Origin of the sequence: Halomonas saccharevitans (genome assembly GCF_032333995.1) — a bacterium.
In the GTDB taxonomy this organism is placed as follows: Bacteria; Pseudomonadota; Gammaproteobacteria; order Pseudomonadales; family Halomonadaceae; genus Halomonas; species Halomonas saccharevitans.
The window spans coordinates 318,618-344,060 of the sequence record NZ_JAVXUR010000001.1 but is presented as its reverse complement, the minus strand read 5'-3'; the positions used below and the strand labels follow the sequence as shown (position 1 = coordinate 344,060).

Here is a 25,443-nt window from a genome sequence, read left to right as displayed (position 1 = left end):
GCATCGATCCCTGACCGGGGGATGTCACTGGCGCAGGGCCTCGAGTTGGGCGCTCAGGGCGAGCTGTGACTGGCGCAGCTCGCGCAGCCCGGATGCCATCTCTTGAAGCCCGCTGTCCAGCGCTTCCATTCGTTGGCGAACATCATCGCGTGATCCGGTCACGGCTTCAACTTGGCCGTCGATTTGCGTCAGCTGTGTTTCCAGGTTCTCCATCCGCCCCTGGAGCGCCTGCACCCCGTTGGCCAGGGTCTGGCGACGCGCGGCCTGAGTCTCGCGAGCCTGCTCGAGGGTCGCCAGCCGCTCGCTCAGCGCGGCGCGGCCCTCCTCGCCGGCACGCTCCAGGGCGTCCAGGGAGGTGCGGGTCGCGGCCAGGGTGGCGTCGCGGGTCGCGGCCTGCTCCGCCAGCGAGGCGAGGCGAGCCTGTTGGCGCTCCAGGCGCTCCTCGAGGGACGCCATCTGCTGCGCTCGCTCGGCCTCACGTTCGGTCTCGAGGTCGGTCTTGAGCTCGGTCTCGAGTTCCGCCAGGCGACGGTCGAGGACCGCGTCGACCTCGGCCTCCAGGTTGGAAAGCTCGTCCAGGCGCGACTGCAGCGTGGTGAGCGCCTCCCCCCTGCCCTGCTCGGCATCGAATCGCGCATGCACGTTGGAGAGCTCGCCGCTGACGCGGGAAAGCTCGGCCTGCAGGCGAGCGCGCTCCTGCCAGCCGGCCCAGGCCAGGGCCGCGCCGGCGGCGAGCAGCAGGAGGATCAGCAGCCACAGCGGCCAGACTCGCGGGGAAGCCGGATGGCGGGCTCGCGGCGCCGACAGGCTGGCATCCGGGTCCGGCACGATCGGCCGGGGGTGCCGGCGGTCATCCGGGTGCTCTGCCATGACGAACTCCTTCTCTCGGGGTGGTTGGCCGGGGTCGCCGGACCTAGGGCACGCAATTGGCGCCCCCCGGGCCGGGTGCTATGATGCCGCGACAGCACCGACACATCGTCCTGATAGTGTAAGGTTTTTTGTCATCGGAACGCACGGTCCCCGGTCAACATCGACGGGGGAGCCTTGAATCCCGGCGTCCCGATGCCCACCATGGGGTGCTGTAACGACACCGCTGACGACAAGGAGAGACTCGATGGCATTTGAACTGCCCGCACTGCCGTACGACAAGAACGCTCTGGAACCGCACATCTCGGCCGAGACCCTCGAGTATCACTACGGCAAGCATCATCAGACCTACGTGAACAAGCTCAACGAGCTGACCGACGGGACCGCCGAGGCGGACAAGTCCCTGGAGGAGATCATTCGGTCTTCCTCCGGCGGCCTGTTCAACCAGGCGGCGCAGGTCTGGAACCACACCTTCTACTGGCACTGCCTCTCTCCCAACGGCGGCGGCGAGCCGACCGGTGCACTGGCCGAGGCCATCAACGCCAAGTTCGGCTCCTTCGAGAAGTTCAAGGAGACCTTCAACGCCCAGGCGGCCGGCAACTTCGGTTCCGGCTGGACGTGGCTGATCAAGACCGATGACGGCGGCGTCGACATCGTCAACACCAGCAACGCCGACACCCCCATCGCCCATGGCCAGACGCCGCTGCTGACCATCGACGTGTGGGAGCACGCCTACTACATCGACTACCGCAACGCGCGTCCGAAGTACCTTGAGAACGTCTGGAGCGTCCTCAACTGGGATTTCGTCTCCCAGAACTTCGCGTAAGTGCATCTCGGTCAAGCCGTCTCGACGAGACGGCTTGGAAGAAGGCCTCCTCGCCATGGTCGAGGGGGTTCTTTTTTTGGTGCCTCTCCGATGTGTTAGGCAGGTCAAGGGGTAAGGCATGCAGACAACGGGTGAGCCGATGCACCACATGATGAACGCCGTGATGACTACCGACACCGGCGGCTACGACAAGCTCGACTTTTGCGAGGTTCCGGTGCCGACGCCCGGCCAGGGTGAGGTGTTGATCAAGGTGCTGGCGGCAGGCATCAACAACACCGAAATCAACACTCGGCTGGGCTGGTATTCTTCCGCCGTCACGGACTCCACCGAGTCCATGGCCGACAACGATGCCGATGAAACGCTCAGTGACGGCGGGTGGAATGGGCAAAGCCCGTTTCCTTTCATCCAGGGCACCGACTGCTGTGGCATCGTGGTGAAGACGGGGCTTGATGCCGATCCCGGGATGCTCGACAAGCGCGTGCTGGTGCGCTCCTGCATCCGCACGCACGGGTTCGAGCAGTGGGATAATCACTGGATGGGCTCGGACTTCGACGGGGCCTTTGCCCAATACGTGAAGGTCCCTGCCAGCGAGGTGTTCGCGGTCGACTGCGACTGGACGGATGCCGAACTGGGCACCCTCCCCTGTGCCTATGGCACGTCGGAAAACATGCTGGTCCGGGCCGGCCTTTCCCGGGGCGAGACGGTGCTGGTCACCGGTGCCTCGGGTGGGGTGGGCTCGGCGACCGTGCAACTGGCCAAGCGTCGCGGGGCCCGGGTGATTGCCGTTGCCGACGCTACCAAGCATGAGCGTCTGAGGGACATCGGTGCCGACCGGCTCTTTGACCGTCACGACGACCTGCTGGCCGCGCTCGGGCCGGAATCCGTCGACCTGGTGGTGGACAACGTGGCGGGCGAGCATTTCCCCGTCATGCTGACATTGCTCAGGCGAGGGGCGCGTCTGGTGACCTCCGGCGCGATTGCAGGCCCCGTGGTGTCGCTGGACCTGCGCGAGCTTTACCTCAAGGACGTGCGCCTGATCGGCACGACGGCCTGGGAGGAAGAGGTATTCCCGAACCTCGTGCATTACGTCGAGCACAACGAGATTCGACCGCTTCTGGCCGGAACCTTTGCCTTGAGGGATATCGTGGCCGCCCAGCAGGAATTCCTGACCAAGCGGCATGTCGGCAAGTTCGTGCTGCTTCCCTGGCAGGAGTGATAGCGACGGAACCCGGCAGGAAGAGGGCCCCGCCACTGGCGGGGCCCTCACTTTGTCCCGGCGAATCAGGGGTCGGCACGCCGGCCGATTCCCCTGTAGTGCAGGCCACAGGCCGCGACATGGGCCGGATCATAGATGTTGCGACCATCGAGTAGCAGCTTCTCGCCAAGCAGGTCGGTGAGCCGCGGCCAGTCGGGGTTCCAGTAGGCCTTCCACTCGGTGACCAGCATCAGCGCATCGGCGCCCTCGCAGGCCGTCAGCGGGTCCTCCTCGAACACCTCGAGCAGCGGATGCTCGCCGACCTCGGCGAGCACCGCCGGAATCGCCGCGGGATCGTGCAGGCGCACCTTGACGCCCTGAGCCCAGAGGGCGCGCAGCAGCGTCAGCACCGGCGCCTGGTCGATGCGCGCCGTGCCGGGCTTGAAGGCCGCCCCCCAGATCGCCACGCTGCGCCCGCCGAGGCGGCCGTGGAAGTGCGACCACAGCTTGCGAAACAGCGTCTCCTTCTTGTGCTCGTTGATGTCGAGCACCTGATCGAGCAGCGCCGAATGACGCCCGCTCGCCGACTGGACATGAGCCAGGCGCATCAAGTCGCGGGAGAAATTGGGGCCGCCGAAGCCACAGCCGGGATACAGATATTCGTAGCCGATGCGCGAATCGGCGCCCATGCCCTGGCGCACGTGCTCCACGTCCACGCCCAGGCTGTCGGCGAGCCCGGCGATCTCGTTCATATAGCTGATGCGGGTGGCGAGCATGCCGTTGATGGCGAGCTTGGTGAGCTCCGCGGCGCGCCGCGGCATGCGCTGGATCACCTCGCGCCGACGGTTGAAGGCGCGCAGCAGTTCTCGCACCTGGCGTCCCGCCCGATCATCGTCGCAGCCGAGCAGCCAGCGCGAGGGCCGAGTGAAGGTCTCCCAGGCACGCCCCTCCTCGAGCAGGTCGGCCAGCGCTACCGCTCGGCAGCCGGCCAGGCGCGCTTCCAGCTGCTCGGTCTCGCCGACCGGGAAGGTGGAGTTGTTGATCAGCACGGCCCCGGGGCAGAGGCTCGCCATCCGTCGCTCGACGCACTCGGCGGCGTCCCGGCGCTGATCGGGAGAGACGGCGAGCCACATCACGTCGAACGGCTCGTCGTCGACGTCATGGTCATCCTGGGACAGTATCCGCAGGCTGCCGTGGGTCATGCCTTCCTCGAGTCGGCCCATCAGCTCGGGCTCGCCCGACAGCCAGCGGCTTTGTGACAGAGTCGGCCAGTCGGCCGAGGCATGGGGCAGCCAGGCCACGCGGTGGCCCACCCAGGAGAGCGCGGCCGCCGCGGTGGCCGCGGCCAGCTCGCTGCCGTGGATCAGTACCCGCATCGGTTCACTCCCCGTCCGCGTAGCGCGAGAGCAGCTCGCAGAAACCCTTCCCGTAGCGGGGATGGCGACGGCCATAGGCGAGAATCGCCTCCAGATACCCAAGCTGATGGCCGCAGTCGTAGGTCTTGCCCTGCATGCGGAAGGCGTCGACGCCTTCCTCGCGGCGCAGGGTCTCGATGGCGTCGGTCAACTGGATCTCGTTGCCGGCGCCGGGCGGCGTGTCGGCGAGCAGCGGGAAGATGCGCCCGGGCAGCACGTAGCGCCCGATCACCGCGAGATCGGAGGGTGCCTCGTCCACCGGCGGCTTCTCGACCACCCCCGCGATCGGCCGCGACTCGCCAGGCCCCGGCAGCTCGCCGCCGGTATCGACGATGCCGTACTTGTGGACCAGCTCGTGGGGCACCTCCTCGACCATCAGCTGGCTGTGCCCGGTGGCCTCGAAGGAGGCGATCATGCCGGCCAGGTCGTTGCGCGCCAGGCCCTCGCCGTCCACCAGCACGTCGGGCAGCAGCACCGCGAAGGGCTCGTCATCGCCCACCACCGGGCGGGCGCAGAGCACGGCGTGGCCGAGGCCCAGCGGCTCGGGCTGGCGCACGCTGATGATATTGACGTCGGCGGGCACGATGGAGCGCAGCTCCTCGAGCAGCTCGGTCTTGCCCTTGGCCTCGAGGCTCGCCTCGAGCTCGAAGTGCTTGTCGAAGTGGTTCTCGATGGCGCTCTTGGTGCCATGGGTGACCAGCACGATATCGCGAATACCCGCGGCCACCGCTTCCTGGACGACATACTGGATCACCGGTCGGTCGACGATGGTGATCATCTCCTTGGGAATGGCCTTGGAGGCCGGGAGGCAGCGCGTGCCGAATCCGGCAACGGGAAGAACGGCCTTGTGGATCATGGTGCGGTCCCTGTCACGGTTGGGGGGTGGCTCGCCGGAAAGCTTGGGAATGCCCTCCGGGGAGCGGGTACAATAGGGCATGATACCGAACCCAGGCCGGCCTGACAGCGTGTCGGGTGGGCGATACCAGGGAGAGAGCAGATGAGTGCAAGCCACCCGCAAGCGGGCAACGTCGATCAGGCAGAGATCGCCAAGTTCGAGGCCCTGGCCGACCGCTGGTGGGATCCGCACGGCGAGTTCAAGCCGCTCCACGATATCAATCCCCTGCGGCTGGACTTCATCGATGCCCGGTCGGGGCTGGCCGGACGGCGCGTGCTGGACGTCGGCTGCGGCGGCGGCATCCTCGCCGAGGCCATGGCCCACAGGGGCGCCGAGGTCACCGGCATCGATTTGGGCGAGGCGCCGCTGGCCGTGGCTCGCCTGCATGCCCGGGATCAGGGCGTCAGCGTCGACTACCGCCATGTCAGCGCCGAGGCGATGGCAGAGGCACACCCCGGCGAGTTCGAGGTGGTCACCTGCCTGGAGATGCTCGAGCACGTGCCCGACCCGGCCTCGGTGGTACGCGCCTGCGCGTCCCTGGTGAAGCCCGGCGGCCAGGTGTTCTTCTCGACCCTGAATCGCACGCCCAAGGCCTATGCCCTGGCGGTGGTCGGCGCCGAGTACTTGATGCGCATGCTGCCTCGCGGCACCCATGACTACAGCCGCTTCATCCGCCCGTCGGAGCTGGCCGGCTGGTGCCGCGAGGCGGGCCTGGCGGTGCGCGAGCAGAACGGCCTGGTCTACCATCCGCTCACCCGCCAATTCTCCCTCTCGGAGCGCGATGTCTCGGTCAATTACCTGATGCACTGTCGCCGGGAGGTGAGCTGATGCCTCCGTCGCGGCCCGAGGCCCTGCTCTTCGACCTGGACGGTACCCTGGTGGATACCGCGCCGGACCTGGCGCGGGCCACCAATGCCCTGCGCGACCATCACGGCCTGCCCGCCCTGCCCTATGCGCTGATCCGCGCCCAGGTCTCCAACGGCGGCAGCGCCCTGGTGACCCTGGCGCTGGGCCTCGAGAAGCAGGCCCCGGGCCATGACGCGGCTCGTACCTTCCTGCTCGAGGCCTACGGCCAGTCGGTGGCCGAGGAGAGCCGCGTCTTTCCGCCGCTGGATCGACTGCTGGACGTCTGGAGCGCAAATGAGGGACGCTGGGGCATCGTCACCAACAAGCCCCGCGCCTACGCCGCTCCCCTGGTCGAGGCTCTCGGGCTCGCGCCCGGGGTGCTGCTCTGCGCCGACGACCTGCCGGTCAAGAAGCCCGATCCCGCACCGCTGCACGAGGCGGCGCGACGCCTGAGCGCGCCCCCAGCGGACTGCTGGTACATCGGCGATCACCTGCGCGACATGCAGGCGGCTCGAGCGGCGGGCATGGCCGCCGTGGCGGTGGGCTACGGCTATATCGAGGAAGAGGACGACTATCGCCGCTGGCCGGCCGATCTCTGGTTCGAGACCGCCGAGGCGCTGGTCGCCGCGTTGCTGGAGGGAGAGCCAGAAGGCTAGCACGACCCACGCTCCCCAGAAGCCATGAAGCCCTCATGCCGTTCAAGGCGTGAGGGCTTCTTTATGCCGCCTCGCTGTTCAGACCCTGCCGTTAGGGTGGCCCCCTCAGGAACCCTTGGGCGGCTGGGCGTCGAACGGCTCGCCGTTGTGACCCCGGCTCTCAGGGCCCATCAGCCACAGATAGGTAGGCATGATCGCCTCGGGGGTGCGCAGGGCCTGGGCGTCCTCGCCAGGATAGGCGGCCTTGCGCATGGCGGTGCGCGTGGCGCCGGGATTGAGGCTGTTGACGCGCAGCGTGCCCAGGTGCTCGACCTCGTCGGCCAGCACCTGGACGAAGCCCTCGGTGGCGAACTTGGAGACCGAGTAGGCGCCCCAGTAGGCGCGGCCGCGACGCCCCACGCTCGAGGAGGTGAACACCACCGAGGCGTCCGGTGAGCTCTTGAGCAGCGGCAAGAGCGCCTGGGTCATCCAGACCGGTCCGTTGATGTTGACCTGCATCACCTGTTCCCAGAGCTCGGGATTGTACTGCTCGAAGGGGGTGATGCGGCCGAGCATGCCGGCGTTGTGCAGGATGCCATCCAGGCGACCGAACTCCTTGTCCAGGGTCTCGGCCATGTCGTGGTAGTCCTTGAGCACGGCGCCCTCGAGATTGAGGGGGAAAATCGCCGGCTGGGGGCCGCCGGCGGCCTCGATCTCGTCGTAGACCTTCTCGAGCTTGGCGATGGTACGCCCGAGCAGGATCACGGTGGCGCCGTGACCGGCAAAGGCCAGCGCCGCGGCGCGACCGATGCCGTCGCCGGCCCCGGTGACCAGGATGATGCGGCCGTCAAGCAGGTCGGCCGCGGGCTGGTAGTCGATCTTGCAGGTCATTTCGGTTCCTCGATCCTCAGTTGCCCGCCTGGCGCAGGAAGTCATCGGCCAGTCCGGCGGCGCTGCTGTCGGGATGCTCCTCGCGCACCCGCTCGAGCAGGGCTCGACTCTCTTCCGGTTGTCCGCGGCGCGCCTCGAGAAGGCCCAGCTTGTAGAGCGCGTCCGGCACCTTGCTGCTCTCCGGGAAGTCATCGAGGACGCGCTGGAAGGCCGTCTCGGCCTCCTCGAGGTTGGACTCGGCCGAGTGCAGCTCGCCCAGCCAGTAGTAGGCGTTGGCGGTCAGGCGGCTGTCGGGATGCTGGCCGACGAAGGCCTCGAAGGCGGCAATCGCCTCGCCGAACTCGCGGGCCTGGACGTGCGCGAAGGCGGCCTGATAGGCCTGCTGGGTATCGGCATCGTCGCCGCTCGGCGAAGGGCTCTTGGCCACCTCGCGGGCGCTCTGCTCGTCCACGGGCGCCGTGGCCTGATCGACGCCGCTGCCTGCCGCCATCAGGCGATCCTCGATGTCCAGGTACTGCTGGCGAGTCTGGCGGCGCAGCTGTTCAAGCTGATGGCGAAGCTCCTCCACCTGCCCGCGCAGCTGGCGGATTTCTTCCTGGTGCTTCTGCACCTGGTTGAAGATCACCAGGCTGCCCCCGGCCTCCTCGCGCGTCGCCGTCTGGCTGTAGAAGCCCCCTCCCCGGTTGCTCTCGGTGAGGTCCTCGACCACCGGCTGCTGCGCCAGAACCGGCGCCGCGACGGTCAGCGGGAGCACCAGGGCTCCCGCGCCGCACAGTCTCTTCAGACCGTGTCTCATGACGTTCTCCCTCGTCGTGTGGGCCCGGCTCAGTAGGCGAAGACCACCCGACGGTTCTGGGCGTAGGCTTGCTCGTTGGCGCCGCGCGCGGCCGGCCGCTCCTCGCCGTAGCTGACCACCTCGACCTGGGAGGGGGAGACGCCCTGCACGTTGAGGTAGCGCTCGACGGAGCCGGCACGGCGCTCGCCCAGCGCCAGGTTGTACTCGCGGGTACCGCGCTCGTCGGTGTGGCCCTGCAGGATCACGGTGGCGCTGGGGTTGGCGCGCAGGAAGCGTGCGTGGGCGGTCAGCACCGGCTCGAACTCGCTGCGGATGGTGTCGCTGTCGTACTCGAAGTAGATGGTGCGGGTCGCCGGGATACGGCCGTCCGCGTCGGTCATCTGACCGGCCCGGTCGCCGTTGACGCCGCGACCATCGGTGGTACCGGTGGTGACGCCGCCGCGGTCGCCGCCGGCGAGGCCGCCGTCCATGTCGCCGTCCTGGCTGCCGCCCGTGCTGGAACAACCGGCCACGACGGCCAGGGAAAGAGCGATGGCCAGGGTTCTGGCGTGGGACTTGAGCTGCATCGTGAAACTCCTTTTGGGGACATCAGTTCAGAAACGGGGACCACGCGGGTTCGCGGACATCACCCTGTGCTGCCGGCAGCCGGAAGGAGGCGCGTCCGTCGGCGGACACGCCGCCCAGCACGCCGTTGCCGCCCTGCTGGGTGGCGAAGATTACCATGGTGCCGTTGGGCGCGACACTGGGTGATTCGTCCTGCCGCGAGTCGGTCAGTGCCACCAGGCGGCCGCTCTCCAGGTCCTGGCGAGCGACCTGATAGCCGTTGCTGCCGCGGTGGATCAAAAAGATCGCCTCGCCGTCCGGGGCGAAGCGGGCCCGGGCGTTGTAGCTGCCGGTGAAGGTGATGCGCTCGGCCTTGCCGCCGCCGAGCTCGAGGCGATAGATCTGGGGGCCACCGCTGCGATCCGAGGTGAACACCAGGCTCCGGCCATCCGGCGACCAGGCGGGCTCGGTCTCGATGCTGGAGTCGGTGGTGATCCGCTCGATATTGCGCGAGCCGATGTCCATCACGTAGATGTCGGGCTGGCCGTCCTTGGAGAGCGACATCGCCAGGCGCCGGCCGTCGGGGGACCAGGTCGGGGCGCTGTTCAGGCCCTCGAAGGAGGTGGCCCGCACGCGCTGGCCGGAGGCGATGTCCTGGAGGTAGATGGCCGGGCGTCCGGTCTCGAAGGAGACGTAGGCCAGCTTGCCGGCGTCCGGGGACCAGGCCGGCGACATGATCGGCTCGTCGGAGGCCAGGATCTGCTGGCTGTTGCGGCCGTCGGCGTCGGCCACGTGCAGTGCATACTGGGTGCGATCGCCCAGGCCCGTGGAGGTCACGTAGGCGATGCGGGTCGAGAAGGCACCGCGAATGTCGGTGATCTCCTCGAAGATCTGGTCGCTGATGTAGTGGGCAGCGTCGCGAAGCCCCTGGCGCCCGGCGGTCACGGTCTCGCCGAGCATCCGACTGCCGCCGCTGACGTCGAGCAGCTCGTAGCCGATCCGGACGTTCTCACCCTCGCGGCTGACCCGTCCCACTACCAGGTAGCGGACGTCCAGGGCGCTCCACTCGCCGTAGCTGACCTCCTCGCTTGAGGCGGGGCGCGCGAACATGGCGCTGCGCTCGAGGGGCTCGAAGTAGCCGCTGCGCTCGAGATCATCGGCGACGATCTGCGCGATGTCCTGGGGCAGGTCGTCGCCGTCGGCCAGCGGCACCACGGCGATGGGCGTGGCCCGGTCGCTGCCCCGGGTGATCTCGATGGTCAGGTCGGCCTGGGCCAGGCTGGTGAACAGCATCAGCATGGCGGCAAGCCAGGTAGTCTTCAGAATCTTCATCAGCGGATATCCCCCGGTCTGAATCGCAGATTGAATTGACGGTAGTCGCGTTGCACCGCTGTCGGCAACTGGCGAAGCTCGGCGAAGGGGGCGGCGGCCTCCACGGCCTGGATCGCGGAGCGGTCGAAGGCGCCGTCACCACTGCTCTGACCGATGGAGGCGGCAAACAGCTCCCCCGACGGCCCCAGCCGCACCGTGACCTGGGCCGCGGCGCCGGCCGGGACATTGGGCGGAATCACCCAGGCCTGCTCCACCGCGCGGCGTACCAGGGTGATGAAGCTGTTGGCGGCCTCGGTCGCCTGGCGGGCGTTGGCGACATTGTCGCTCTCGCCCTCGATGGCACGATCCAGTCCCTGGCTGGCCGCCTCGGCGGCGCGCCGCGCGGCCTCCTCGGCCTGACGCTTTCGTTCGGCTTCTGCCTCGGCCTGGCGCTTTCGTTCGGCCTCCGCCTCGGCCTGACGCTTTCGTTCGGCCTCCGCCTCGGCCTGGCGCTTTCGTTCGGCCTCCGCCTCGGCCTGACGCTTTCGTTCGGCCTCCGCCTCCGCCTCCGCCTCAGCCTGGCGTACGCGTTCGGCTTCCGCCTCGGCCTGGCGGCGACGCTCGGCCTGGGCTTCGCGCTCGCGGGCCTGTGCTTCCGCCTCGGCGGCGCGGCGTGCGGCTTCCTCCTCCGCCTCGCGGCGGGCGGCCTCGCGAGCTTCCGCTTCAGCCTGGCGCTGTGCTTCGGTCTCTGCCTGGCGGGCGGCCTCCTCTTCCATTTCCTCGGCCTGGCGAGCCGCCTCCTGTTCGGCGCGTGCGGCTTCTTCTTCCTCCTCGGCCTGGCGAGCGTCGGCCCGGGCCCGTGCCTCTTCGGCGCGCTGCGCCTGGTCGGTGGTGGTCTCGGTGCTCACCAGAGTCGCCTGGACGATGCTGGTGCTCGGCGGCGCGACCTCCTCGTCGGGAAAGCGCAGCACGCTGGCCACCAGTATCGCCAGGTGCAGCCCGATGGCGAGCAGCAGCGGCAGGCCATAGCCCACGCGTCGGTCTTGTCTGGCCATGGGCGCTCCTCAACGATCCCCGGGGGGCGGTTCGGAGATCAGCCCGACGTTGCTCACCCCGGCCGTCTGCAGGGTGCTCATCAGGGTCACCACCTGGCCGTAGGGCACATTGCGATCGCCGCGGACCATCACCGGGGTGCCCGGCTGGCGGTCGAGCAGGATGATCACACGCTCGCTGACCTCGTCCAGGCTGACCGGCGACTCGTCGCCGCCCAGCGAGATGAAGTACTGGCCGTCCTTGTCCACCGAGACGACGATAGGGTCGCGATCCTCGGTCTCCTCGATGGGCTCGGAGGTGACCTGTGGCAGCTCGACCTGCACGCCCTGGGTGAGCATGGGGGCGGTGATCATGAAGATCACCAGCAGTACCAGCATGACGTCGATGAACGGCACGACGTTGATCTCGCCCATGGGGCGGCGGCGTCCGCTTCGATTGAAGGGTCCCTGCATGATCGCCTCTCCCTCAGTCGGCGCCGGCGTCGGTCCGGCCCTGCAGGTTGCGGTGCAGGATGGAGTGGAACTCCTCGGCGAAGTCCTCGTACTTGCCCAGCAGGCGGCCGGACTCGGCCGAGAGACGGTTGTAGAAGATCACCGCGGGAATGGCGGCGAACAGGCCCATGGCGGTAGCGATCAGCGCCTCGGCGATCCAGGGTGCCACGGTGGCAAGCGTGGCCTGCTGGGCCAGGGAGAGCGACTGGAAGGAGCCCATGATGCCCCAGACGGTACCGAACAGCCCGATATAGGGGCTCGCCGAGGCGACGGTGGCCAGGAACACCAGGTGCAGGTTGAGGCGGTCCTCCTCGCGGGACCAGGCCACGCGCATGCTGCGCTGGACGCCCTCGAGGATCGCCTGGGGGCTGCGCGTCTTGGCCATCAGGCGGTTGAACTCGCGAAAGCCCGAGCGGAAGACGTGCTCGGCGCCCTGGGTCTCCTGCTCGGCCGGCGTCTCGCGGTAGAGCTCGTTGAGGTCGACGCCGGACCAGAAGCGGTCCTCGAAGCGACGGTGCGCCTTGCGGGCCCGGCGCATCACGAAGGTGCGCTGGAAGATCACCACCCAGGAGAGCAGCGAGCCAATCATCAGGATCAGCATCACCGCCTGCACCACGCCGCTGGCGTTCATGATCAGGTGGGGAATGGACAGGGAGTCGTTCACGGGCATCCTCGTCGGTCTTGGTCGGTCAGGAATGGGAAAGAAAGGAGCGCTACTCGGGCGACCGTTCGTGGGGCGCCAGGTCGAAATGGGCCCAGGCCTGGCGGGTCACCACCCGTCCCCGGGCGGTGCGCATCATCAGGCCTTGCTGGATCAGGTAGGGTTCGATCACGTCCTCGATGGTGTCGCGCTCCTCGCCGATGGCCGCGGCCAGGGAGTCGATGCCCACCGGGCCACCGTCGAACTTCTCGATCATCGCCAGCAGCAGGCGACGGTCCATGTGATCGAGGCCATGGTGATCGACGTGCAGCATGTTCAGCGCCAGGTCGGCGATTTGGGCATCGACCCGCCCCTCGGCGCGCACCTGGGCGAAGTCGCGCACGCGACGCAGCAGCCGGTTGGCGATGCGTGGGGTGCCGCGAGACCTCCTCGCGACCTCCCGGGCACCCTCGCGATCGCTCTCGACGCCCAGCAGGTGCGACGAGCGGGCGACGATCTCGGTCAGCTCGTCGATGCTGTAGAACTCCAGGCGCTGCACGATGCCGAAGCGGTCGCGCAGCGGCGAGGTCAGCAGGCCCGCCCGGGTGGTCGCTCCCACCAGGGTGAAGGGCGGCAGGTCGAGCTTGATCGAGCGCGCCGCCGGCCCCTCGCCGATGACGATATCGAGCTGGAAGTCCTCCATGGCGGGATAGAGGATCTCTTCGACCACCGGCGAGAGGCGATGAATCTCATCGATGAACAGCACGTCGCCGGGCTGCAGGTTGGTGAGCATGGCGGCGAGATCGCCGGCCCGCTCAAGCACCGGCCCCGAGGTCGACTTGAGTCCCACGCCCATCTCGGCGGCGATGATGTTGGCGAGCGTCGTCTTGCCAAGCCCCGGCGGGCCGAAGACCAGGGTGTGGTCGAGGCTCTCCTCGCGACCGCGGGCGGCGCTGATGAAGATGTCGAGCTGCTCGCGCACCCGGGGCTGGCCGATGTAGTCGGCCAGGCGCTTGGGGCGGATGGCGTGGTCGGCGCTGCCCTCGCCTTCGCCCTCCCGGGCGTCAGCGGCGATCAGGCGGTCACTCTCGAGCATGGCGGCCATCCGGTGTCAGGTGGAGAAACGACGTGGGCATCGGCTCACCCCGCCAGGCGGCGGCTCAGCGCCGCCTTGATCATGGCCTCGGTGGACTCGGCCTCCTCGAGGCCGACCAGCATGCGGGCGGCCTCGGCAGGCTTGTAGCCCAGGCTGACCAGCGCCGCCTCGGCGTCGGCGACGGGATCCGCCGCGGCGGCCGGCGCGGTGCCTGGCGTGCCCTCCAGGCCCACGGCCAGCTCGCCGGGCTGCTGCCAGTGGGGGAAGCGGTCGCGCATCTCGATGATCAGACGCTCGGCGGTCTTCTTGCCGACCCCCGGCAGGCGCGTCAGCGCCTTGGCGTCATCGTCCATCACGCAGCGAATGAAGGCCTCCTCGTCCATGCCGGAGAGGATGCCGAGGGCGAGCTTCGGGCCGATGCCGTTGACCTTGATCAGGGCGCGGAACAGCGCGCGCTCCTGCTCGCGGGCGAAGCCGTAGAGCAGGTGGGCGTCATCGCGGATGGTCAGATGGGTATAGAGTGATACCGGCTCACCGGTGCCGGGCATGGCCACCAGGGTGGTCATGGAGGCTTCCAGTTCGTAGCCAACGCCGGCCACGTCCACCACCATCCAGGGGGGCTGTTTCTCGAGCAGGGTGCCTCGCAGGCGTCCGATCATGGAAATGTGCTGTCCCTTAGGGTTGGAGTCCTGGGCGGCCCGGGGGCCGTCACCGGGCCACTATACTGTTCGCCCGGGCGCCGTGCCAGCCCGCGAGAACAGCGTTCGACAAGGCACGGGCGTCGCTCTCTGGCGACTCGCTCAGGGGCGAAAATCCCGCCAGGTGTTCGCCTTGCGGCGGCTGCGATGGCCGCCGAAGCTGCCCTTGTTGAGCAGCCCCAGCCGCGCATGGGCATGTGTCAGGGCGATGGCCAGAGCGTCGGCGGCATCGGCCTGGGGGGTGGCCGAGAGCCCGAGGATCGCCGTCACCATGTGCTGCACCTGGGCCTTGTCGGCGGCGCCACCGCCGGTGACGGCCTGCTTGATCTGTCGCGGGCCGTACTCGCTGACCGGCAGGCCGTGGTTGGCGGCGCAGACGATCGCCGAGCCCCGGGCTTGGCCGAGCTTGAGGGCGGAGTCGGCATTCTTCGACATGAACACCTGCTCGATGGCGAATTCGCCGGGGACGTGCACGGCAATCAGCTCGCTGATCCCGGCGTAGACCTGGGCCAGCCGCTGAGCCAGGTCGTCGGCCTGGATGCGGATGCAGCCGCTGGCCACGTAGCGCGGCGTGGGGGTGGAAACGTCCAGCACCCCGTAGCCGGTGATCCGCGAGCCGGGGTCGATGCCGAGGATCAGCATGACGCGACCGCTTCACCGGATCGGTGCGCCATATCCGTCGGGGCGAGCGCCGGGGACAAGGCGAAGCGAGGGTCTTTTGCCCATGGATGGCAAAAGTAGCGCCCATGGATGGGTTCACAGCGCCCTCGCGATGGTACGGCACTCCGGGGCTTGTCGCCGGAAAAGCTCATCGTTCCCCTCGATCACTGATTTTCTTGCAGTTCGTCCATGATGGCATCGTCGAAGTCCGCATTGGTGTAAACATTCTGCACATCGTCCAGATCCTCGAGCCAATCGACCAGCGCAACGATGCGTCGTCCCAGGTCAACATCGTCGATGCGGGTGTAAACGTCCGGGAACAGCCCGACGTCGCTGGCCTCGGGGGCAATAGCCGCCTCGACCAGGGCGTCCTTGACCGCACCGAAGCGCTCCGGGGTGGTCACCACCTCGAGCCGGCCGTCCTCGAGGGTCTCGATCTCCTCGGGCTCGGCGGCGAGCGTGGCCTCCATGGCGGTCTCCTCCGAGACGCCTTCCGGCAGTGTCAGGCGGCCCTGCTTGTGAAACAGGAAGGCCACCGATCCGCTGGTGCCGAGGTTGCCGCCGTGCTTGTTGAAGGCGTGTCGCACCTCGGAGACAGTCCGGTTGCGATTATCGGTCATCGCCTCGACCAGCACCGCGACGCCCTCGGGGCCGTAGCCCTCGTAGACGACCTCTTCCATATCATCGCCGTCGGTGTTGCCGGCGCCGCGATCCACCGCCCGCTGGACGGTGTCCTTGGGCATATTGCTGGCCAGCGCCTTGTCGATGGCGGCGCGCAGGCGCGGGTTATCCTCGGGCTCGCCCCCGCCCTGGCGGGCGGCGACCGTGAGCTCGCGGATCAGCTTGTTGAAGACCTTGCCCCGCTTGGCGTCCTGGGCCGCCTTGCGGTGCTTGATGTTGGACCATTTGCTATGGCCGGCCATGACAACCTCCTCTGGTAGCTATCTCTGCTCGAGGCTGTGCCGGCGACAGGGCCCGAAGTGTCGGACCATCGAGGAGGCGCTGTAAACCCGTCCCTGGGCGCTACCGACGCCTTGCTGCGCTCTCGTGTCCCACTTCGCTTGCAGGTCCGGTGCTGGCCATCCCTGGCCAGCCCGTTCGGAGCAGTGCTCCTCACCCCTGGCGTAGGACCTCCTCTTCGCCCTATCCCCGGCGCCTCTCGTATCGGATAAAACCGCGACTCCCTTTTAAAGGTCAGGTATCGATACGCCACCGGCGCCCTGAGGCGCCGGTGGGATGGTACGTGTCGGTCGACGAGGTTTACTCGCCGGCCCCCTCCGCCTTGGCCTTCTGGCGCAGGCGAATGTTGAGCTCCTTGAGCTGGTCGCCGCTCACCTCGCCCGGGGCCTCGGTCAGCAGGCAGGACGCGCTCTGGGTCTTCGGGAAGGCGATCACCTCGCGGATCGTCTTGGCGCCGCTCATCAGCATCACCAGGCGATCGAGGCCGAAGGCCAGGCCGCCGTGGGGCGGTGCGCCGTACTGCAGAGCGTCGAGCAGGAAGCCGAACTTCTCGCGAGCCTCCTCCTGATCGATGCCCAGCACCTCGAGCACGGTCTGCTGCATCGCCTGATCGTGGATACGGATCGAGCCGCCGCCGAGCTCGGTGCCGTTGAGCACCATGTCGTAGGCGCGCGAGAGAGCCCCGGCCGGATGGGACTTGAGGGTCTCGACGTCGCAGGACGGCGCGGTGAACGGATGGTGCAGCGCCTGCAGGCGTGCGTTGCCGTCCTCCTCGAACATCGGGAAGTCGACCACCCACAGCGGCGACCACTCGGCGGTGTAGAGGTCCAGGTCCTCGCCGAGGCGAACGCGCAGCGCGCCCAGGGCCTCGTTGACGATGCGCGCCTTGTCCGCGCCGAAGAAGATGATGTCGCCATCCTCGGCGCCGACGCGATCGAGCAGGGTCTCGACCACGCCTTCCATGAACTTGACGATCGGCGACTGCAGGCCCTCGAGGCCCTTGGCACGCTCGTTGACCTTGATCCAGGCCAGGCCGCGGGCGCCGTAGATGCCGACGAACTTGGTGTACTCGTCGATCTCCTTGCGCGATAGCTTGGCGCCACCGCTCACCTTCAGCGCGGCCACGCGGCCGTCATCGGCGTTGGCCGGGCCGGAGAAGACCTTGAAGTCAACGTCCTTCATCAGGTCGTCGACGTCGGTGAGCTCGAGCGGGATGCGCAGGTCCGGCTTGTCGGAGCCGAAGCGACTCATGGCCTCGGCATAGGGCATGCGCGGGAACTCGGGCAGTTCGACCTCGAGCACTTCCTTGAAGAGCTGGCGGACCATCGTCTCGGTGATCCCCATGATGTCCTCCTCTTCGACGAAGGAGGCCTCGATATCGATCTGGGTGAACTCCGGCTGGCGGTCGGCGCGCAGGTCCTCGTCGCGGAAGCACTTGGCGATCTGGTAGTAGCGATCGAACCCGGACACCATCAGCAGCTGCTTGAACAGCTGCGGCGACTGCGGCAGGGCGAAGAAGCTGCCCGGATGGGTACGGCTCGGCACCAGGTAGTCGCGGGCGCCCTCGGGGGTGGCGCGGGTCAGGATCGGGGTCTCGATGTCGAGAAAGCCCTGCCCCTCGAGGAAGGCGCGCACGTTGTGGGAGATGCGCGAGCGCAGGCGCAGCTTGTCGATCATCTCCGGGCGGCGCAGGTCGATGTAGCGATGCTTGAGGCGCACCTCCTCGCCCACCTTGCCATGCTCGTCGAGCTGGAACGGCGGCGTGGCGGCGGTGTTGAGGACCTCGACGTCCTTGGCCAGCACTTCGATCAGCCCGGTGGGCATGTTGGGATTCTGGGTGCCTTCCGGGCGCAGCCGGATCCGGCCCTGGATGCGCAGCACGTACTCGCTGCGGGCGCGGTCGGCATTGGCGAAGGCCTCGGCGGTATCGGGGTCCACCACGACCTGGGCGATGCCGTCGCGATCGCGCATGTCGAGGAAGATGACGCCCCCGTGGTCACGGCGGCGATGAACCCAGCCGCACAGGGTGACCGTCTGGTCCACCAGGGTCTCGTTGAGCTGGCCGCAATAATGGCTGCGCATGTCGTATCCTGTTCCGTTGCGTGAAGTGGTGAAAAGGCAGCGTGGACGGCTCAGGCGAGCGTTCCGTCCTTGCCGGATGTCGCGGCGGTCTTCGCGCCCTCGCTGCCGCCGGCCAGGTTTTTCTTGCTGCCGGTCTTGAAATCGGTCTCATACCAGCCGCCGCCGGCCAGGCGGAACCCCGCCGCGGAGATCAGGCGGTTGAGCTCGGCTGCCTCGCAGGACGGGCAGTCCGTCAGCGGCGCGGCGCTGATCTTCTGCAGCTTCTCCAGGCGGTGGCCGCAGGCCTTGCACTCGTATTCGTAGATGGGCATGGTTTGCTCACTCCCGAAATCTGTCATGTCCCATGGGCAAGCGCGTGCCGGGCATTCGCCGGGGCGCGCGGGTGCGGTACGATATAGGGCCGGCCCGCGGATAATCCAAGCCTGCCTCGAAAGCCGGGTATTATAGCCTGCCGCCGCCTGCCAGGCCCAGCCCCGGCATGATTCAACCTCCGATGCGGCCGACTCGACAAGGACCTCCCTATGAAAGCCGTCATTCTCGACGCCGCAAGCCTCGGGCCAGGCATCGACCTGACCCCGATCCGAGCGCATCTCGACGCCCTGGATGTGCATGAATACAGCGCCCGCGAGCAGGTCGCCGAGCGGCTGGCCGGCGCCGAGGTGGCCATCGTCAACAAGGTGGTGCTCGACGGCGACGCCCTGGCGGCGCTGCCCGAGCTAAAGCTGATCTGCGTGCTGGCCACCGGCACCAACAATATCGACATGGCCGCCGCCGAACGCCTGGGCATCGCCGTGCGCAACGTCACCGCCTACGGCACCGCCAGCGTGGCCCAGCACACCCTGATGCTGATGCTCGCCCTGGCCACCCGCCTGCCCCGCTATCAGCGGGACGTGGCCGAGGGCCAGTGGGGCGAGAGCCCCTTCTTCTGCCTGATGGATCACACCACCCTGCAACTGGAGGGCAAGCGGCTGGTGATCGTCGGCCAGGGGGAACTGGGCTCCAAGGTGGCGCGCCTCGCCCAGGCCTTCGGCATGCACGTCGACTTCGCGGCCCGTCCCGGCAACGAGGCTCACGACAGCCGGCAGAGCCTTGTCGAACTGGCCCCCGTGGCGGACGCGATCAGCCTGCACTGCCCGCTCACCGAGGCCACCCGTCACCTGGTCGACGCCGACCTGCTGGCGACCCTGAAGCCCGGCGCACTGCTGATCAACTGCGCCCGGGGCGGCATCATCGACGAAGCGGCGGCACTGGCGGCGCTGCGCGACCATCGCCTCGGCGGGCTTGCGGTCGACGTGCTGCCGACGGAGCCGCCCCGCGACGGTCATCCGCTGCTCGACGCCCTGAACGAGCCGCTCAACCTGATCGTCACCCCCCACAATGCCTGGATCACCCCCGAGGCTCGCCAGCGCATCGTGGCCCTGACCGCCGACAACCTGCGCCACTGGCTGGCCGACTGACTGATTGCAAGAGGACGACATGCTGCACAATTTCGGGTCCATCAACCTCGATCACTTCTATCGCGTATCCCATCTGGTGAGACCCGGCGAGACCCTGGCCAGCCGTGACTACCGCGTCGGCCTCGGTGGCAAGGGCGCCAACCAGTCGCTGGCCATGGCCCGCGCCGGCGGCCGAGTCAGCCACTGGGGCCGCCTCAATCACCGCGATGCCTGGGCCCGTTCGCTGCTCGGCGAGGCCGGCGTGGAGGTCGCCGGCATCGCGCTGGTCGACGCGCCCAGCGGCCATGCCGTCATCCAGGTCGACGATCAGGGCGAGAACGCCATCATCCTGTTTCCCGGCGCCAACCACGGCTTCGATGTCGCCGACCTCGAGACGCGCCTCGACGCCACGCGCCCCGGCGACTGGCTGCTGGCCCAGAACGAGACCAACGCCCTGCCCGAGGTGCTGGAGCACGCCGCCGAGCGTGGGCTCAAGGTCGCCTTCAACCCCGCGCCCATGGGAGCCGAGGTGCTGTCGCTTCCCCTGTCGGGGTGCACGCTGCTGTTCGTCAACCGCGGCGAGGCCGCCTGGCTCGCCGGCGTCGACGAGGATGCCGCCCCCGAGGCGTTGCTGGAGGGCCTGGCGCGCCGCCTGCCGGACACCGATACCGTGCTGACCCTGGGCGGTGACGGCGCCTGGTTCCAGGGCGGCGGTGAACGCCACTTCCAGCCGGCGCTGCCGGTGGCGCCGCGGGACACCACCGCGGCTGGCGATACCTTCATCGGCTACTACATGACGGCCCTGCAGGAGGGACAGACCGTCACCGACTGCCTGCGGCTCGCCGCCACGGCCGCCGCCCTGGGCGTCCAGGTCGAGGGGGCCACCGAGAGCATCCCCCAGCGCGATGCGGTCGAGCGCGCCCTGAGCGACGGCTGCGTGGCACGCTGATCCGTCCGCCCCGCCGCCGATGCCGCTGATGTCTTAAAGGAAAGGAGCCCCACCGTGACGCATCCGATCATCTTCGATACCGACCCGGGCGTCGACGACGCCCAGGCCATCGCCATCGCCCTGCGCCATCCCGAGATCGAGCTGCTGGGCATGACCACCACCTACGGCAACGTCGATGTGGAGACGGCGACCCACAATGCCCTGCTGCTGGCGGAGCTTGCCGGGCGGGAGATCCCCGTCGCCCAGGGGGCGGCGGGGCCGATGGTCAAGGATCGCCATCCGCCGCCGGCCCACATCCACGGCGCCAACGGCCTGGGCGACATCGCCCTGCCACCGGTCACGGGGCGGGCCGAGGGCGTGAGCGCCGCGCAGTTCATCGTCGACACCGTGACGGCTCGGCCCGGCGAGGTCACGCTGGTCGCCGTCGGTCCGGTGGGCAACCTGGCCGCCGCCCTGCAGCTCGACCCGGGCATCATCGACAAGGTGAAGCACGTGGTGATCATGGGGGGCTCGATCCGCGAGGGCGGCAACGTCAGCCCGGTGGCCGAGGCCAACATGTTCAACGACCCGGACGCCGCGGCCCGGGTGCTGACCGCCGGCTGGCCGCTGACGCTGGTCGGCCTGGACGTCACCCACCGCTGCGTGCTGACCGACGCCCACATGGCGCGTATCGAGGCGGGCCAGGGGGAACTTGGCAAGGTGCTGGCGGGAAGCTTTGCCTTCTATCGGGACTTCTACCGCGAGGCACTGGGCATCGACGGCTGCTGCCCCCACGACAGTTGCGCCCTGGCCTGGCTGCTGCGCCCGGAGCTCTTCACCACGGCGCCTGGCCATCTGACCGTGTCGACCGACGGCGATGCCGAGGGCCAGACCATCTTCGCCCCCGAGGGGCGCGGTTTCATCGAGGCGCGCTGGTCGCGCACGCCGCTGGTGGAGGTCTGCCTGGGCGTCGACGGTGCGGCCGTCAGCGACTGGATCGCCGATACCCTGGCCTGATCGCCGAGCCCCGGCATCAACCGGGGCTCGTCGTGGATCCATCCTGATCTAGGCCCGCTCTCCTCTGCACGGACGTGAATCACGCGGGCCTGAATCGCACGGGCTTGAAAGGCGCGAAACCTAGCCGGTGCGAAAGTCGTCCGGGACGTGCGTCTCGATCACCTCGAATTCCACGTGGGTGACCCGCGCCCCGTCCGGGCCCTTCCACAGCCACTCGGCGAGGCGCTTGACCGCCTCGCGCTCACCGCACATCAGCACTTCCACTCGTCCATCCGGCAGGTTGAGCGCATGGCCGGTGATCCCGGCCTTGAGAGCCTGCTCCTGGGTCGCCCGGCGATACCACACCCCCTGCACCTTGCCGGTCACCAGCGCCTTCGCGCAGCACGTGTCCATGGCCGTCTCCTGATGGTTGCGATGGGAATTTCCTCCTTTCTACCAGCCAGGCCGTCGTCGCGGCCAGTCCTCTGCGCTCTTCCCCGTGTTCGCTCCCTCCTATCCTCCACCGTTTCCGTCTCGTACCCGGCTCGCCCACGCGCCTGACCACTTCCCGTGCGAAGGCCGATGGCCTAGGCTTACCGGTATCCCCGGACGCCTCACGGCCACAAGCCGACCGCGGCCGAGGATCGCCCTACCCGGGCAGACATCACCACAACAATCATCCTCACGAGGGAGTACCGTCATGCCGGTCTTCGACCACCCCGAGTTCGATCACCATCAGCAGATCGTCTTCGGCAGCGACGAGGCGAGCGGCCTGCGCGCCATCATCGCCATCCACGACACCACCCGCGGCCCCGCCCTGGGCGGCCTGCGCATCTTCCCCTACGCCAGCGACGCCGAGGCCCTCACCGACGTGCTGCGCCTCTCCCGCGGCATGACCTACAAGTCGGCGCTGGCCGATCTGCCGCTGGGCGGCGGCAAGGCGGTGATCATCGCCGATCCCCGCCGGCACAAGACGCCCGAGCTGCTGCGCGCCATGGGTCGCCTGGTCGACTCCCTCAACGGCGCCTACATCACCGCCGAGGACTCGGGCTCCGGCGAGGACGACATGCGCCTGATCGCCGAGGCCACCGAGCATGTGGGCGGCCTGCCCCGCCATGGGCAGGCCTCCGGTGATCCCTCGCCCTTCACGGCCTGGGGCGTGTTCAGTGCGCTGAAAAGCGCCGTGCGTCATCGCCTGGGGCGTGACGACCTGAGCGGCCTGCGCGTTGCCGTGCAGGGCGTCGGCCACGTCGGCGCCCACCTGGCCCGCCACCTGCACGCGGCGGGGGCCCGGCTGGTGCTGACCGACGTCGATACAGCGGCGCTCACCCATCTCGCCGAGGAGCTCGGCGCCGAGACCGTGGCGCCGGAGGCGATCGCTGATGCCGAGGTCGATGTCTTCGCCCCCTGCGCCCTGGGCGCCGCCCTCTCCGCCGAGGTGGTCGAACGCTTGCGGGCGACGGTGGTCTGCGGCGCCGCCAACAACCAGCTCGCTACCCCCGAGATGGCAAAGCGCCTGCAGGCCCGCGAGATTCTCTACACCCCGGACTACGTGGCCAACGCCGGTGGGGTGATCGAGATCGCCTGGCAGCGGCGCGACGACTATGCTCGCGAGGCCGTCATGGCCCATATCGAGGGCATCGGCACGACCCTCGCCGAAATCTTCGTGCGGGCCGAGCGCGAGGGACAGAGTCCGGCCATCGTCGCCGACGACCTGGCCCGGGAGCGCTTCCGCCCCGCCGACTGAGGCTCGAGGAACGCACGAGAACGGGAGCCAGCAGGTGGCCCAACGCAGAAGGCCGGCGATTGCCGGCCTTCTGCGTTTGTCTCCTGTTCGTCCATCTCGGCGCTCTTTATCAATACCCTTTATCAGTGCCCTTTATCGGCGCCGTCAGGGCTCGACGAGCTCGTGTCGTTCGAGCAGTTCATGGCGCACCAGCACCGCGGAATTGCGCGGCACCACGTTCTTCCCTCGGGCCAGCAGGTGGCACTTGGTGAAGGCGGCCCCGAACAGCAGGATCAGCGAGCTGTAGTAGACCCACAGCAGGATCATCACCACCGAGCCCGCCGCGCCGTAGGTGGAGGCCGTGGCCGTGTAGGCCAGGTAGATGGCGATGCCCCAGCGGCCGATGGCGAACAGCACCGCGGTGACCACGGCGCCGACCAGCACGTCCTGCCAGCGCAGCACCACGTCCGGCAGCACCTTGAAGATGGTGGCGAATAGCGCGGCGATCACCGCCAGCGATACCAGGAATTCGGCGGCGCTGGTCAGCATGCCCACATAGGGCAAGAGGTCGTCCCCCGCCTGGAGCACGGCGCGCACCACCACGCCGAGTACCAGCGAGACCAGCAGAATGAAGCCGATGGCCAGCACCACGGCCAGCGACAGCAGACGATTCTGGATGAACTTGAGCGCGCTGTTGCTGCTGGGTCGCGCCGTGACGCCCCACAGCGTGTTCAGCGAGAACTGCATCTGGGCGAAGACGGTGGTCGCACCGACCAGCAGTGCCCCGACGCCGAGCAGCGTCGGCAGCAGGCCGGATTCCTGAATCCTCGACTGGGCGACCGCCTGCTCGATGGCGGCGGCGGCGTCGTGGCCCATGGTGCTCTGCAGCTGGGCGACGATCTGGCCCTGGGCGGCCTCCTCGCCGAGCACCACGCCGATCACCGTGACCGCGATGATCATCGTGGGGGCCAGGGAAAAGAGGGTGTAGAAAGCCAGTGACCCGGCGTAGCTGAAGGCGTTGCGCTCCAGCCAGAGCCTCACGGCGCCCTGCACCACGTTCCACCAGAACCGCACCGCCTGTCGTATGCTCGTCACGTTTGGCTTTATCACTGCGTTCCCCGTGCCTGTGTCGTTTGTTTCAGCATAACCGAATGGACACCGCCTCGCCGAGGCTCGGGGCGATTGCAGCGATACGCGGGGCTGACCATAATGGCCCCGGCTCACGCCTTCCTCCTCTCCCGCCAGGAGCCTTCATGACCGCACGACCGGACGACAACGCTACCGAATTCGACTGTCTGGTGTTCATCGGCCGCTTCCAGCCGCCCCACCTGGGGCACCTGGCGGTGATTCGCGAGGCGCTGCGCCAGGCGCGTCAGGTCATCGTGCTGGTGGGCTCCGCCTGGCAGGCGCGCTCGCTGCGCAACCCCTGGCGCTACGAGGAGCGGCTGCGCATGCTGCGCAGCGCCTTCGAGGAGGAGGAGAATGCTCGCCTGAAGGTCGTGCCGCTGCTCGACGCCCTCTACAACAACGACGTCTGGGTGCGCGACGTGCAGCGCAAGGTGCGCGATATCGCGAGCCCCGAACACGCGCGACTGCCGCGCATCGGCCTGATCGGCGCCAGTCGCGGCCAGTCCAGCTACTACCTGGCGCTGTTTCCCCAGTGGGAGTCGGTGAGCGTGCCGCTGGTGGAGGGTATCTCAGCGAGCCGGATCCGCGACCGGCTGTTCCGCTCGGCCTCGTCGGCGGAGGACTACCTGAGCACCCACGCGGCCCATGACCTGCCCCCCGGCGTGGTGGCGCGGATCCGCACCTTCCTCGAGGAAGCGACCTACGGCCAGCTGGTCGAGGAGCAGCACCTGCTGGATCAGTATCGACAAGCCTGGGCCCAGGCCCCCTACCCGCCCATCTTCGTCACCGTCAATGCCGTGGTGGTGCAGTCCGGCCATGTGCTGCTGGTGAGGCGCACCGCCGCCCCGGGCAAGGGGCTCTATGCGCTGCCCGGCGGCTTCATCAGCCCCCATGAGCGGCTGATGGACGCCTGCCTGAGGGAGCTTCGCGAGCGGGTGCGATTGAAGGTGCCGGAGGCGGTACTCAAGGGCTCGCTACGCGGCCAGCGGCTCTTCGACGAGCCCCACCGCAGCTGGCGCGGCCGGACCCTGGCCGAGGCCTTCTACTTCGCGCTGCGCCCCGAGCAGCAGCTGCCCCAACTCAAGCCGGTCAAGGGCGGCGACCATGCCCGCTGGGTGCCGCTGGCCGACCTCGATCCCGAGAGCCTGTTCGAGGATCACTTCTTCATCATCCAGGACTTCCTGGGCCTGCCCGCCGACTTCGGCGGGCCGTGATCACGGCAGTGCAGCAGAACCATGGGGGGCAGACCCCGAAGCCCCGAGCTTCTAAAAAGGCTGGAATTTCCGTGACGAGCGAAGAGTAGGTGGGGACGCCGAGCTATAGAGCGCA

Annotated in this window: 27 protein-coding genes; 9 read left to right on the top strand and 18 right to left on the bottom strand. The window is 68.4% G+C overall.

From position 1 onward, the window contains the following. Positions 1–24 precede the first annotated feature (24 nt). A complete protein-coding gene (locus RSO68_RS01595; protein WP_315585184.1) occupies positions 25–870 on the bottom strand; it encodes a hypothetical protein in 846 nt (281 codons plus the stop codon). Positions 871–1,114: 244 nt separating this feature from the next. Between RSO68_RS01595 and RSO68_RS01590 the strand changes: the two genes are divergently transcribed. Beyond that, positions 1,115–1,693 carry a superoxide dismutase gene (locus RSO68_RS01590; protein ID WP_315585183.1) on the top strand — a complete coding sequence of 193 codons (579 nt, stop codon included), beginning with the start codon at positions 1,115–1,117 and terminating at the stop codon, positions 1,691–1,693. A 139-nt stretch (positions 1,694–1,832) separates the two neighbouring features. Beyond that, positions 1,833–2,909, top strand: a complete 1,077-nt coding sequence (locus RSO68_RS01585; RefSeq protein ID WP_315585182.1) for an alcohol dehydrogenase family protein — start codon at positions 1,833–1,835, stop codon at positions 2,907–2,909. A gap of 65 nt (positions 2,910–2,974) precedes the next feature. Here RSO68_RS01585 and RSO68_RS01580 read toward each other — a convergent pair whose 3' ends face one another. Then, positions 2,975–4,264: a nucleotide sugar dehydrogenase gene (locus tag RSO68_RS01580; RefSeq protein WP_089851144.1), complete on the bottom strand. Its 1,290-nt coding sequence runs from the start codon at positions 4,262–4,264 to the stop codon at positions 2,975–2,977. Between the two features lie 4 nt (positions 4,265–4,268). Then, complete coding sequence (galU, locus tag RSO68_RS01575; protein WP_315585730.1) at positions 4,269–5,159, bottom strand: UTP--glucose-1-phosphate uridylyltransferase GalU; 891 nt, start codon at positions 5,157–5,159, stop codon at positions 4,269–4,271. Between the two features lie 141 nt (positions 5,160–5,300). Between galU and ubiG the strand changes: the two genes are divergently transcribed. Together ubiG and RSO68_RS01565 are read left to right on the top strand one after the other, a co-directional pair. After that, positions 5,301–6,026 carry a bifunctional 2-polyprenyl-6-hydroxyphenol methylase/3-demethylubiquinol 3-O-methyltransferase UbiG gene (gene ubiG / locus RSO68_RS01570; protein WP_315585181.1) on the top strand — a complete coding sequence of 242 codons (726 nt, stop codon included), beginning with the start codon at positions 5,301–5,303 and terminating at the stop codon, positions 6,024–6,026. Beyond that, on the top strand, positions 6,026–6,700 hold the full coding sequence (locus tag RSO68_RS01565) for an HAD-IA family hydrolase (protein ID WP_089851139.1): 675 nt from the start codon (positions 6,026–6,028) through the stop codon (positions 6,698–6,700). Before ubiG ends, RSO68_RS01565 begins: the two co-directional genes overlap by 1 nt. Before the next feature lie 105 nt (positions 6,701–6,805). Here RSO68_RS01565 and RSO68_RS01560 read toward each other — a convergent pair whose 3' ends face one another. The 13 genes from RSO68_RS01560 to RSO68_RS01500 form a co-directional block, all read right to left on the bottom strand. Then, on the bottom strand, positions 6,806–7,570 hold the full coding sequence (locus RSO68_RS01560) for a YciK family oxidoreductase (RefSeq protein WP_315585180.1): 765 nt from the start codon (positions 7,568–7,570) through the stop codon (positions 6,806–6,808). A 16-nt stretch (positions 7,571–7,586) separates the two neighbouring features. After that, positions 7,587–8,366 carry a tol-pal system protein YbgF gene (ybgF, locus tag RSO68_RS01555; RefSeq protein WP_315585179.1) on the bottom strand — a complete coding sequence of 260 codons (780 nt, stop codon included), beginning with the start codon at positions 8,364–8,366 and terminating at the stop codon, positions 7,587–7,589. 29 nt (positions 8,367–8,395) lie between these two features. After that, positions 8,396–8,932 carry a peptidoglycan-associated lipoprotein Pal gene (gene pal / locus RSO68_RS01550; protein WP_315585178.1) on the bottom strand — a complete coding sequence of 179 codons (537 nt, stop codon included), beginning with the start codon at positions 8,930–8,932 and terminating at the stop codon, positions 8,396–8,398. A 22-nt stretch (positions 8,933–8,954) separates the two neighbouring features. After that, positions 8,955–10,241, bottom strand: a complete 1,287-nt coding sequence (gene tolB / locus RSO68_RS01545) for a Tol-Pal system beta propeller repeat protein TolB (RefSeq protein WP_315585177.1) — start codon at positions 10,239–10,241, stop codon at positions 8,955–8,957. After that, a complete protein-coding gene (tolA, locus tag RSO68_RS01540) occupies positions 10,241–11,275 on the bottom strand; it encodes a cell envelope integrity protein TolA (RefSeq protein WP_315585176.1) in 1,035 nt (344 codons plus the stop codon). Before tolA ends, tolB begins: the two co-directional genes overlap by 1 nt. Before the next feature lie 9 nt (positions 11,276–11,284). Further along, entirely contained in the window at positions 11,285–11,725 is a 441-nt protein-coding gene (gene tolR, locus RSO68_RS01535) for a protein TolR (RefSeq protein WP_089851126.1), read from the bottom strand. A gap of 13 nt (positions 11,726–11,738) precedes the next feature. Beyond that, positions 11,739–12,428 carry a protein TolQ gene (tolQ, locus tag RSO68_RS01530; protein ID WP_089851186.1) on the bottom strand — a complete coding sequence of 230 codons (690 nt, stop codon included), beginning with the start codon at positions 12,426–12,428 and terminating at the stop codon, positions 11,739–11,741. A gap of 49 nt (positions 12,429–12,477) precedes the next feature. Then, positions 12,478–13,500, bottom strand: a complete 1,023-nt coding sequence (gene ruvB, locus RSO68_RS01525; protein ID WP_315585175.1) for a Holliday junction branch migration DNA helicase RuvB — start codon at positions 13,498–13,500, stop codon at positions 12,478–12,480. A gap of 44 nt (positions 13,501–13,544) precedes the next feature. Further along, entirely contained in the window at positions 13,545–14,159 is a 615-nt protein-coding gene (gene ruvA / locus RSO68_RS01520; protein WP_089851123.1) for a Holliday junction branch migration protein RuvA, read from the bottom strand. Positions 14,160–14,300: 141 nt separating this feature from the next. Then, positions 14,301–14,840 (bottom strand): crossover junction endodeoxyribonuclease RuvC, encoded by a 540-nt coding sequence (gene ruvC, locus RSO68_RS01515; protein ID WP_089851121.1) that lies wholly within the window; start codon positions 14,838–14,840, stop codon positions 14,301–14,303. Positions 14,841–15,022: 182 nt separating this feature from the next. Next, positions 15,023–15,781: a YebC/PmpR family DNA-binding transcriptional regulator gene (locus RSO68_RS01510; protein ID WP_315585174.1), complete on the bottom strand. Its 759-nt coding sequence runs from the start codon at positions 15,779–15,781 to the stop codon at positions 15,023–15,025. 337 nt (positions 15,782–16,118) lie between these two features. Then, positions 16,119–17,900 carry an aspartate--tRNA ligase gene (gene aspS / locus RSO68_RS01505; RefSeq protein ID WP_315585173.1) on the bottom strand — a complete coding sequence of 594 codons (1,782 nt, stop codon included), beginning with the start codon at positions 17,898–17,900 and terminating at the stop codon, positions 16,119–16,121. Positions 17,901–17,950: 50 nt separating this feature from the next. Then, positions 17,951–18,211: an FmdB family zinc ribbon protein gene (locus tag RSO68_RS01500; RefSeq protein ID WP_089848735.1), complete on the bottom strand. Its 261-nt coding sequence runs from the start codon at positions 18,209–18,211 to the stop codon at positions 17,951–17,953. 210 nt (positions 18,212–18,421) lie between these two features. On the opposite strand from RSO68_RS01500, the gene RSO68_RS01495 reads away from it, so the two are divergent. Genes RSO68_RS01495 through RSO68_RS01485 form a run of 3 tightly spaced genes read left to right on the top strand, consistent with a single transcriptional unit; the run spans position 18,422 to position 21,281 of the window. Further along, complete coding sequence (locus tag RSO68_RS01495; protein WP_315585172.1) at positions 18,422–19,357, top strand: D-2-hydroxyacid dehydrogenase; 936 nt, start codon at positions 18,422–18,424, stop codon at positions 19,355–19,357. Positions 19,358–19,376: 19 nt separating this feature from the next. Then, positions 19,377–20,285, top strand: coding sequence for a ribokinase (locus RSO68_RS01490; protein ID WP_089848739.1), 909 nt, complete (start codon positions 19,377–19,379; stop codon positions 20,283–20,285). A 54-nt stretch (positions 20,286–20,339) separates the two neighbouring features. Then, on the top strand, positions 20,340–21,281 hold the full coding sequence (locus RSO68_RS01485) for a nucleoside hydrolase (RefSeq protein ID WP_315585171.1): 942 nt from the start codon (positions 20,340–20,342) through the stop codon (positions 21,279–21,281). A 120-nt stretch (positions 21,282–21,401) separates the two neighbouring features. On the opposite strand, the gene RSO68_RS01480 is transcribed toward RSO68_RS01485, so the two are convergent. Then, positions 21,402–21,674, bottom strand: coding sequence for an acylphosphatase (locus RSO68_RS01480; protein ID WP_089848743.1), 273 nt, complete (start codon positions 21,672–21,674; stop codon positions 21,402–21,404). Between the two features lie 286 nt (positions 21,675–21,960). Here RSO68_RS01480 and RSO68_RS01475 point away from each other — a divergent pair, with 286 nt between their 5' ends. Continuing rightward, positions 21,961–23,007 (top strand): Glu/Leu/Phe/Val family dehydrogenase, encoded by a 1,047-nt coding sequence (locus RSO68_RS01475; RefSeq protein ID WP_315585170.1) that lies wholly within the window; start codon positions 21,961–21,963, stop codon positions 23,005–23,007. 144 nt (positions 23,008–23,151) lie between these two features. Here the strand turns inward: RSO68_RS01475 and RSO68_RS01470 are convergent, their stop codons facing one another. After that, complete coding sequence (locus RSO68_RS01470) at positions 23,152–24,081, bottom strand: YihY/virulence factor BrkB family protein (protein ID WP_315585169.1); 930 nt, start codon at positions 24,079–24,081, stop codon at positions 23,152–23,154. A gap of 158 nt (positions 24,082–24,239) precedes the next feature. Here RSO68_RS01470 and RSO68_RS01465 point away from each other — a divergent pair, with 158 nt between their 5' ends. After that, positions 24,240–25,328, top strand: coding sequence for a bifunctional nicotinamide-nucleotide adenylyltransferase/Nudix hydroxylase (locus RSO68_RS01465; protein ID WP_315585168.1), 1,089 nt, complete (start codon positions 24,240–24,242; stop codon positions 25,326–25,328). The last annotated feature ends 115 nt before the right edge of the window (positions 25,329–25,443 follow it).

Coding starts and splice junctions, on each gene's coding strand:
- RSO68_RS01595 (WP_315585184.1), bottom strand. CDS start 870: ATGGCAGAGCACCCGGATGACCGCCGGCACCCCCGGCCGATCGTGCCG.
- RSO68_RS01590 (WP_315585183.1), top strand. CDS start 1,115: ATGGCATTTGAACTGCCCGCACTGCCGTACGACAAGAACGCTCTGGAA.
- RSO68_RS01585 (WP_315585182.1), top strand. CDS start 1,833: ATGCACCACATGATGAACGCCGTGATGACTACCGACACCGGCGGCTAC.
- RSO68_RS01580 (WP_089851144.1), bottom strand. CDS start 4,264: ATGCGGGTACTGATCCACGGCAGCGAGCTGGCCGCGGCCACCGCGGCG.
- galU (WP_315585730.1), bottom strand. CDS start 5,159: ATGATCCACAAGGCCGTTCTTCCCGTTGCCGGATTCGGCACGCGCTGC.
- ubiG (WP_315585181.1), top strand. CDS start 5,301: ATGAGTGCAAGCCACCCGCAAGCGGGCAACGTCGATCAGGCAGAGATC.
- RSO68_RS01565 (WP_089851139.1), top strand. CDS start 6,026: ATGCCTCCGTCGCGGCCCGAGGCCCTGCTCTTCGACCTGGACGGTACC.
- RSO68_RS01560 (WP_315585180.1), bottom strand. CDS start 7,570: ATGACCTGCAAGATCGACTACCAGCCCGCGGCCGACCTGCTTGACGGC.
- ybgF (WP_315585179.1), bottom strand. CDS start 8,366: ATGAGACACGGTCTGAAGAGACTGTGCGGCGCGGGAGCCCTGGTGCTC.
- pal (WP_315585178.1), bottom strand. CDS start 8,932: ATGCAGCTCAAGTCCCACGCCAGAACCCTGGCCATCGCTCTTTCCCTG.
- tolB (WP_315585177.1), bottom strand. CDS start 10,241: ATGAAGATTCTGAAGACTACCTGGCTTGCCGCCATGCTGATGCTGTTC.
- tolA (WP_315585176.1), bottom strand. CDS start 11,275: ATGGCCAGACAAGACCGACGCGTGGGCTATGGCCTGCCGCTGCTGCTC.
- tolR (WP_089851126.1), bottom strand. CDS start 11,725: ATGCAGGGACCCTTCAATCGAAGCGGACGCCGCCGCCCCATGGGCGAG.
- ruvB (WP_315585175.1), bottom strand. CDS start 13,500: ATGCTCGAGAGTGACCGCCTGATCGCCGCTGACGCCCGGGAGGGCGAA.
- ruvA (WP_089851123.1), bottom strand. CDS start 14,159: ATGATCGGACGCCTGCGAGGCACCCTGCTCGAGAAACAGCCCCCCTGG.
- ruvC (WP_089851121.1), bottom strand. CDS start 14,840: ATGCTGATCCTCGGCATCGACCCCGGCTCGCGGATCACCGGCTACGGG.
- RSO68_RS01510 (WP_315585174.1), bottom strand. CDS start 15,781: ATGGCCGGCCATAGCAAATGGTCCAACATCAAGCACCGCAAGGCGGCC.
- aspS (WP_315585173.1), bottom strand. CDS start 17,900: ATGCGCAGCCATTATTGCGGCCAGCTCAACGAGACCCTGGTGGACCAG.
- RSO68_RS01500 (WP_089848735.1), bottom strand. CDS start 18,211: ATGCCCATCTACGAATACGAGTGCAAGGCCTGCGGCCACCGCCTGGAG.
- RSO68_RS01495 (WP_315585172.1), top strand. CDS start 18,422: ATGAAAGCCGTCATTCTCGACGCCGCAAGCCTCGGGCCAGGCATCGAC.
- RSO68_RS01490 (WP_089848739.1), top strand. CDS start 19,377: ATGCTGCACAATTTCGGGTCCATCAACCTCGATCACTTCTATCGCGTA.
- RSO68_RS01480 (WP_089848743.1), bottom strand. CDS start 21,674: ATGGACACGTGCTGCGCGAAGGCGCTGGTGACCGGCAAGGTGCAGGGG.
- RSO68_RS01475 (WP_315585170.1), top strand. CDS start 21,961: ATGCCGGTCTTCGACCACCCCGAGTTCGATCACCATCAGCAGATCGTC.
- RSO68_RS01465 (WP_315585168.1), top strand. CDS start 24,240: ATGACCGCACGACCGGACGACAACGCTACCGAATTCGACTGTCTGGTG.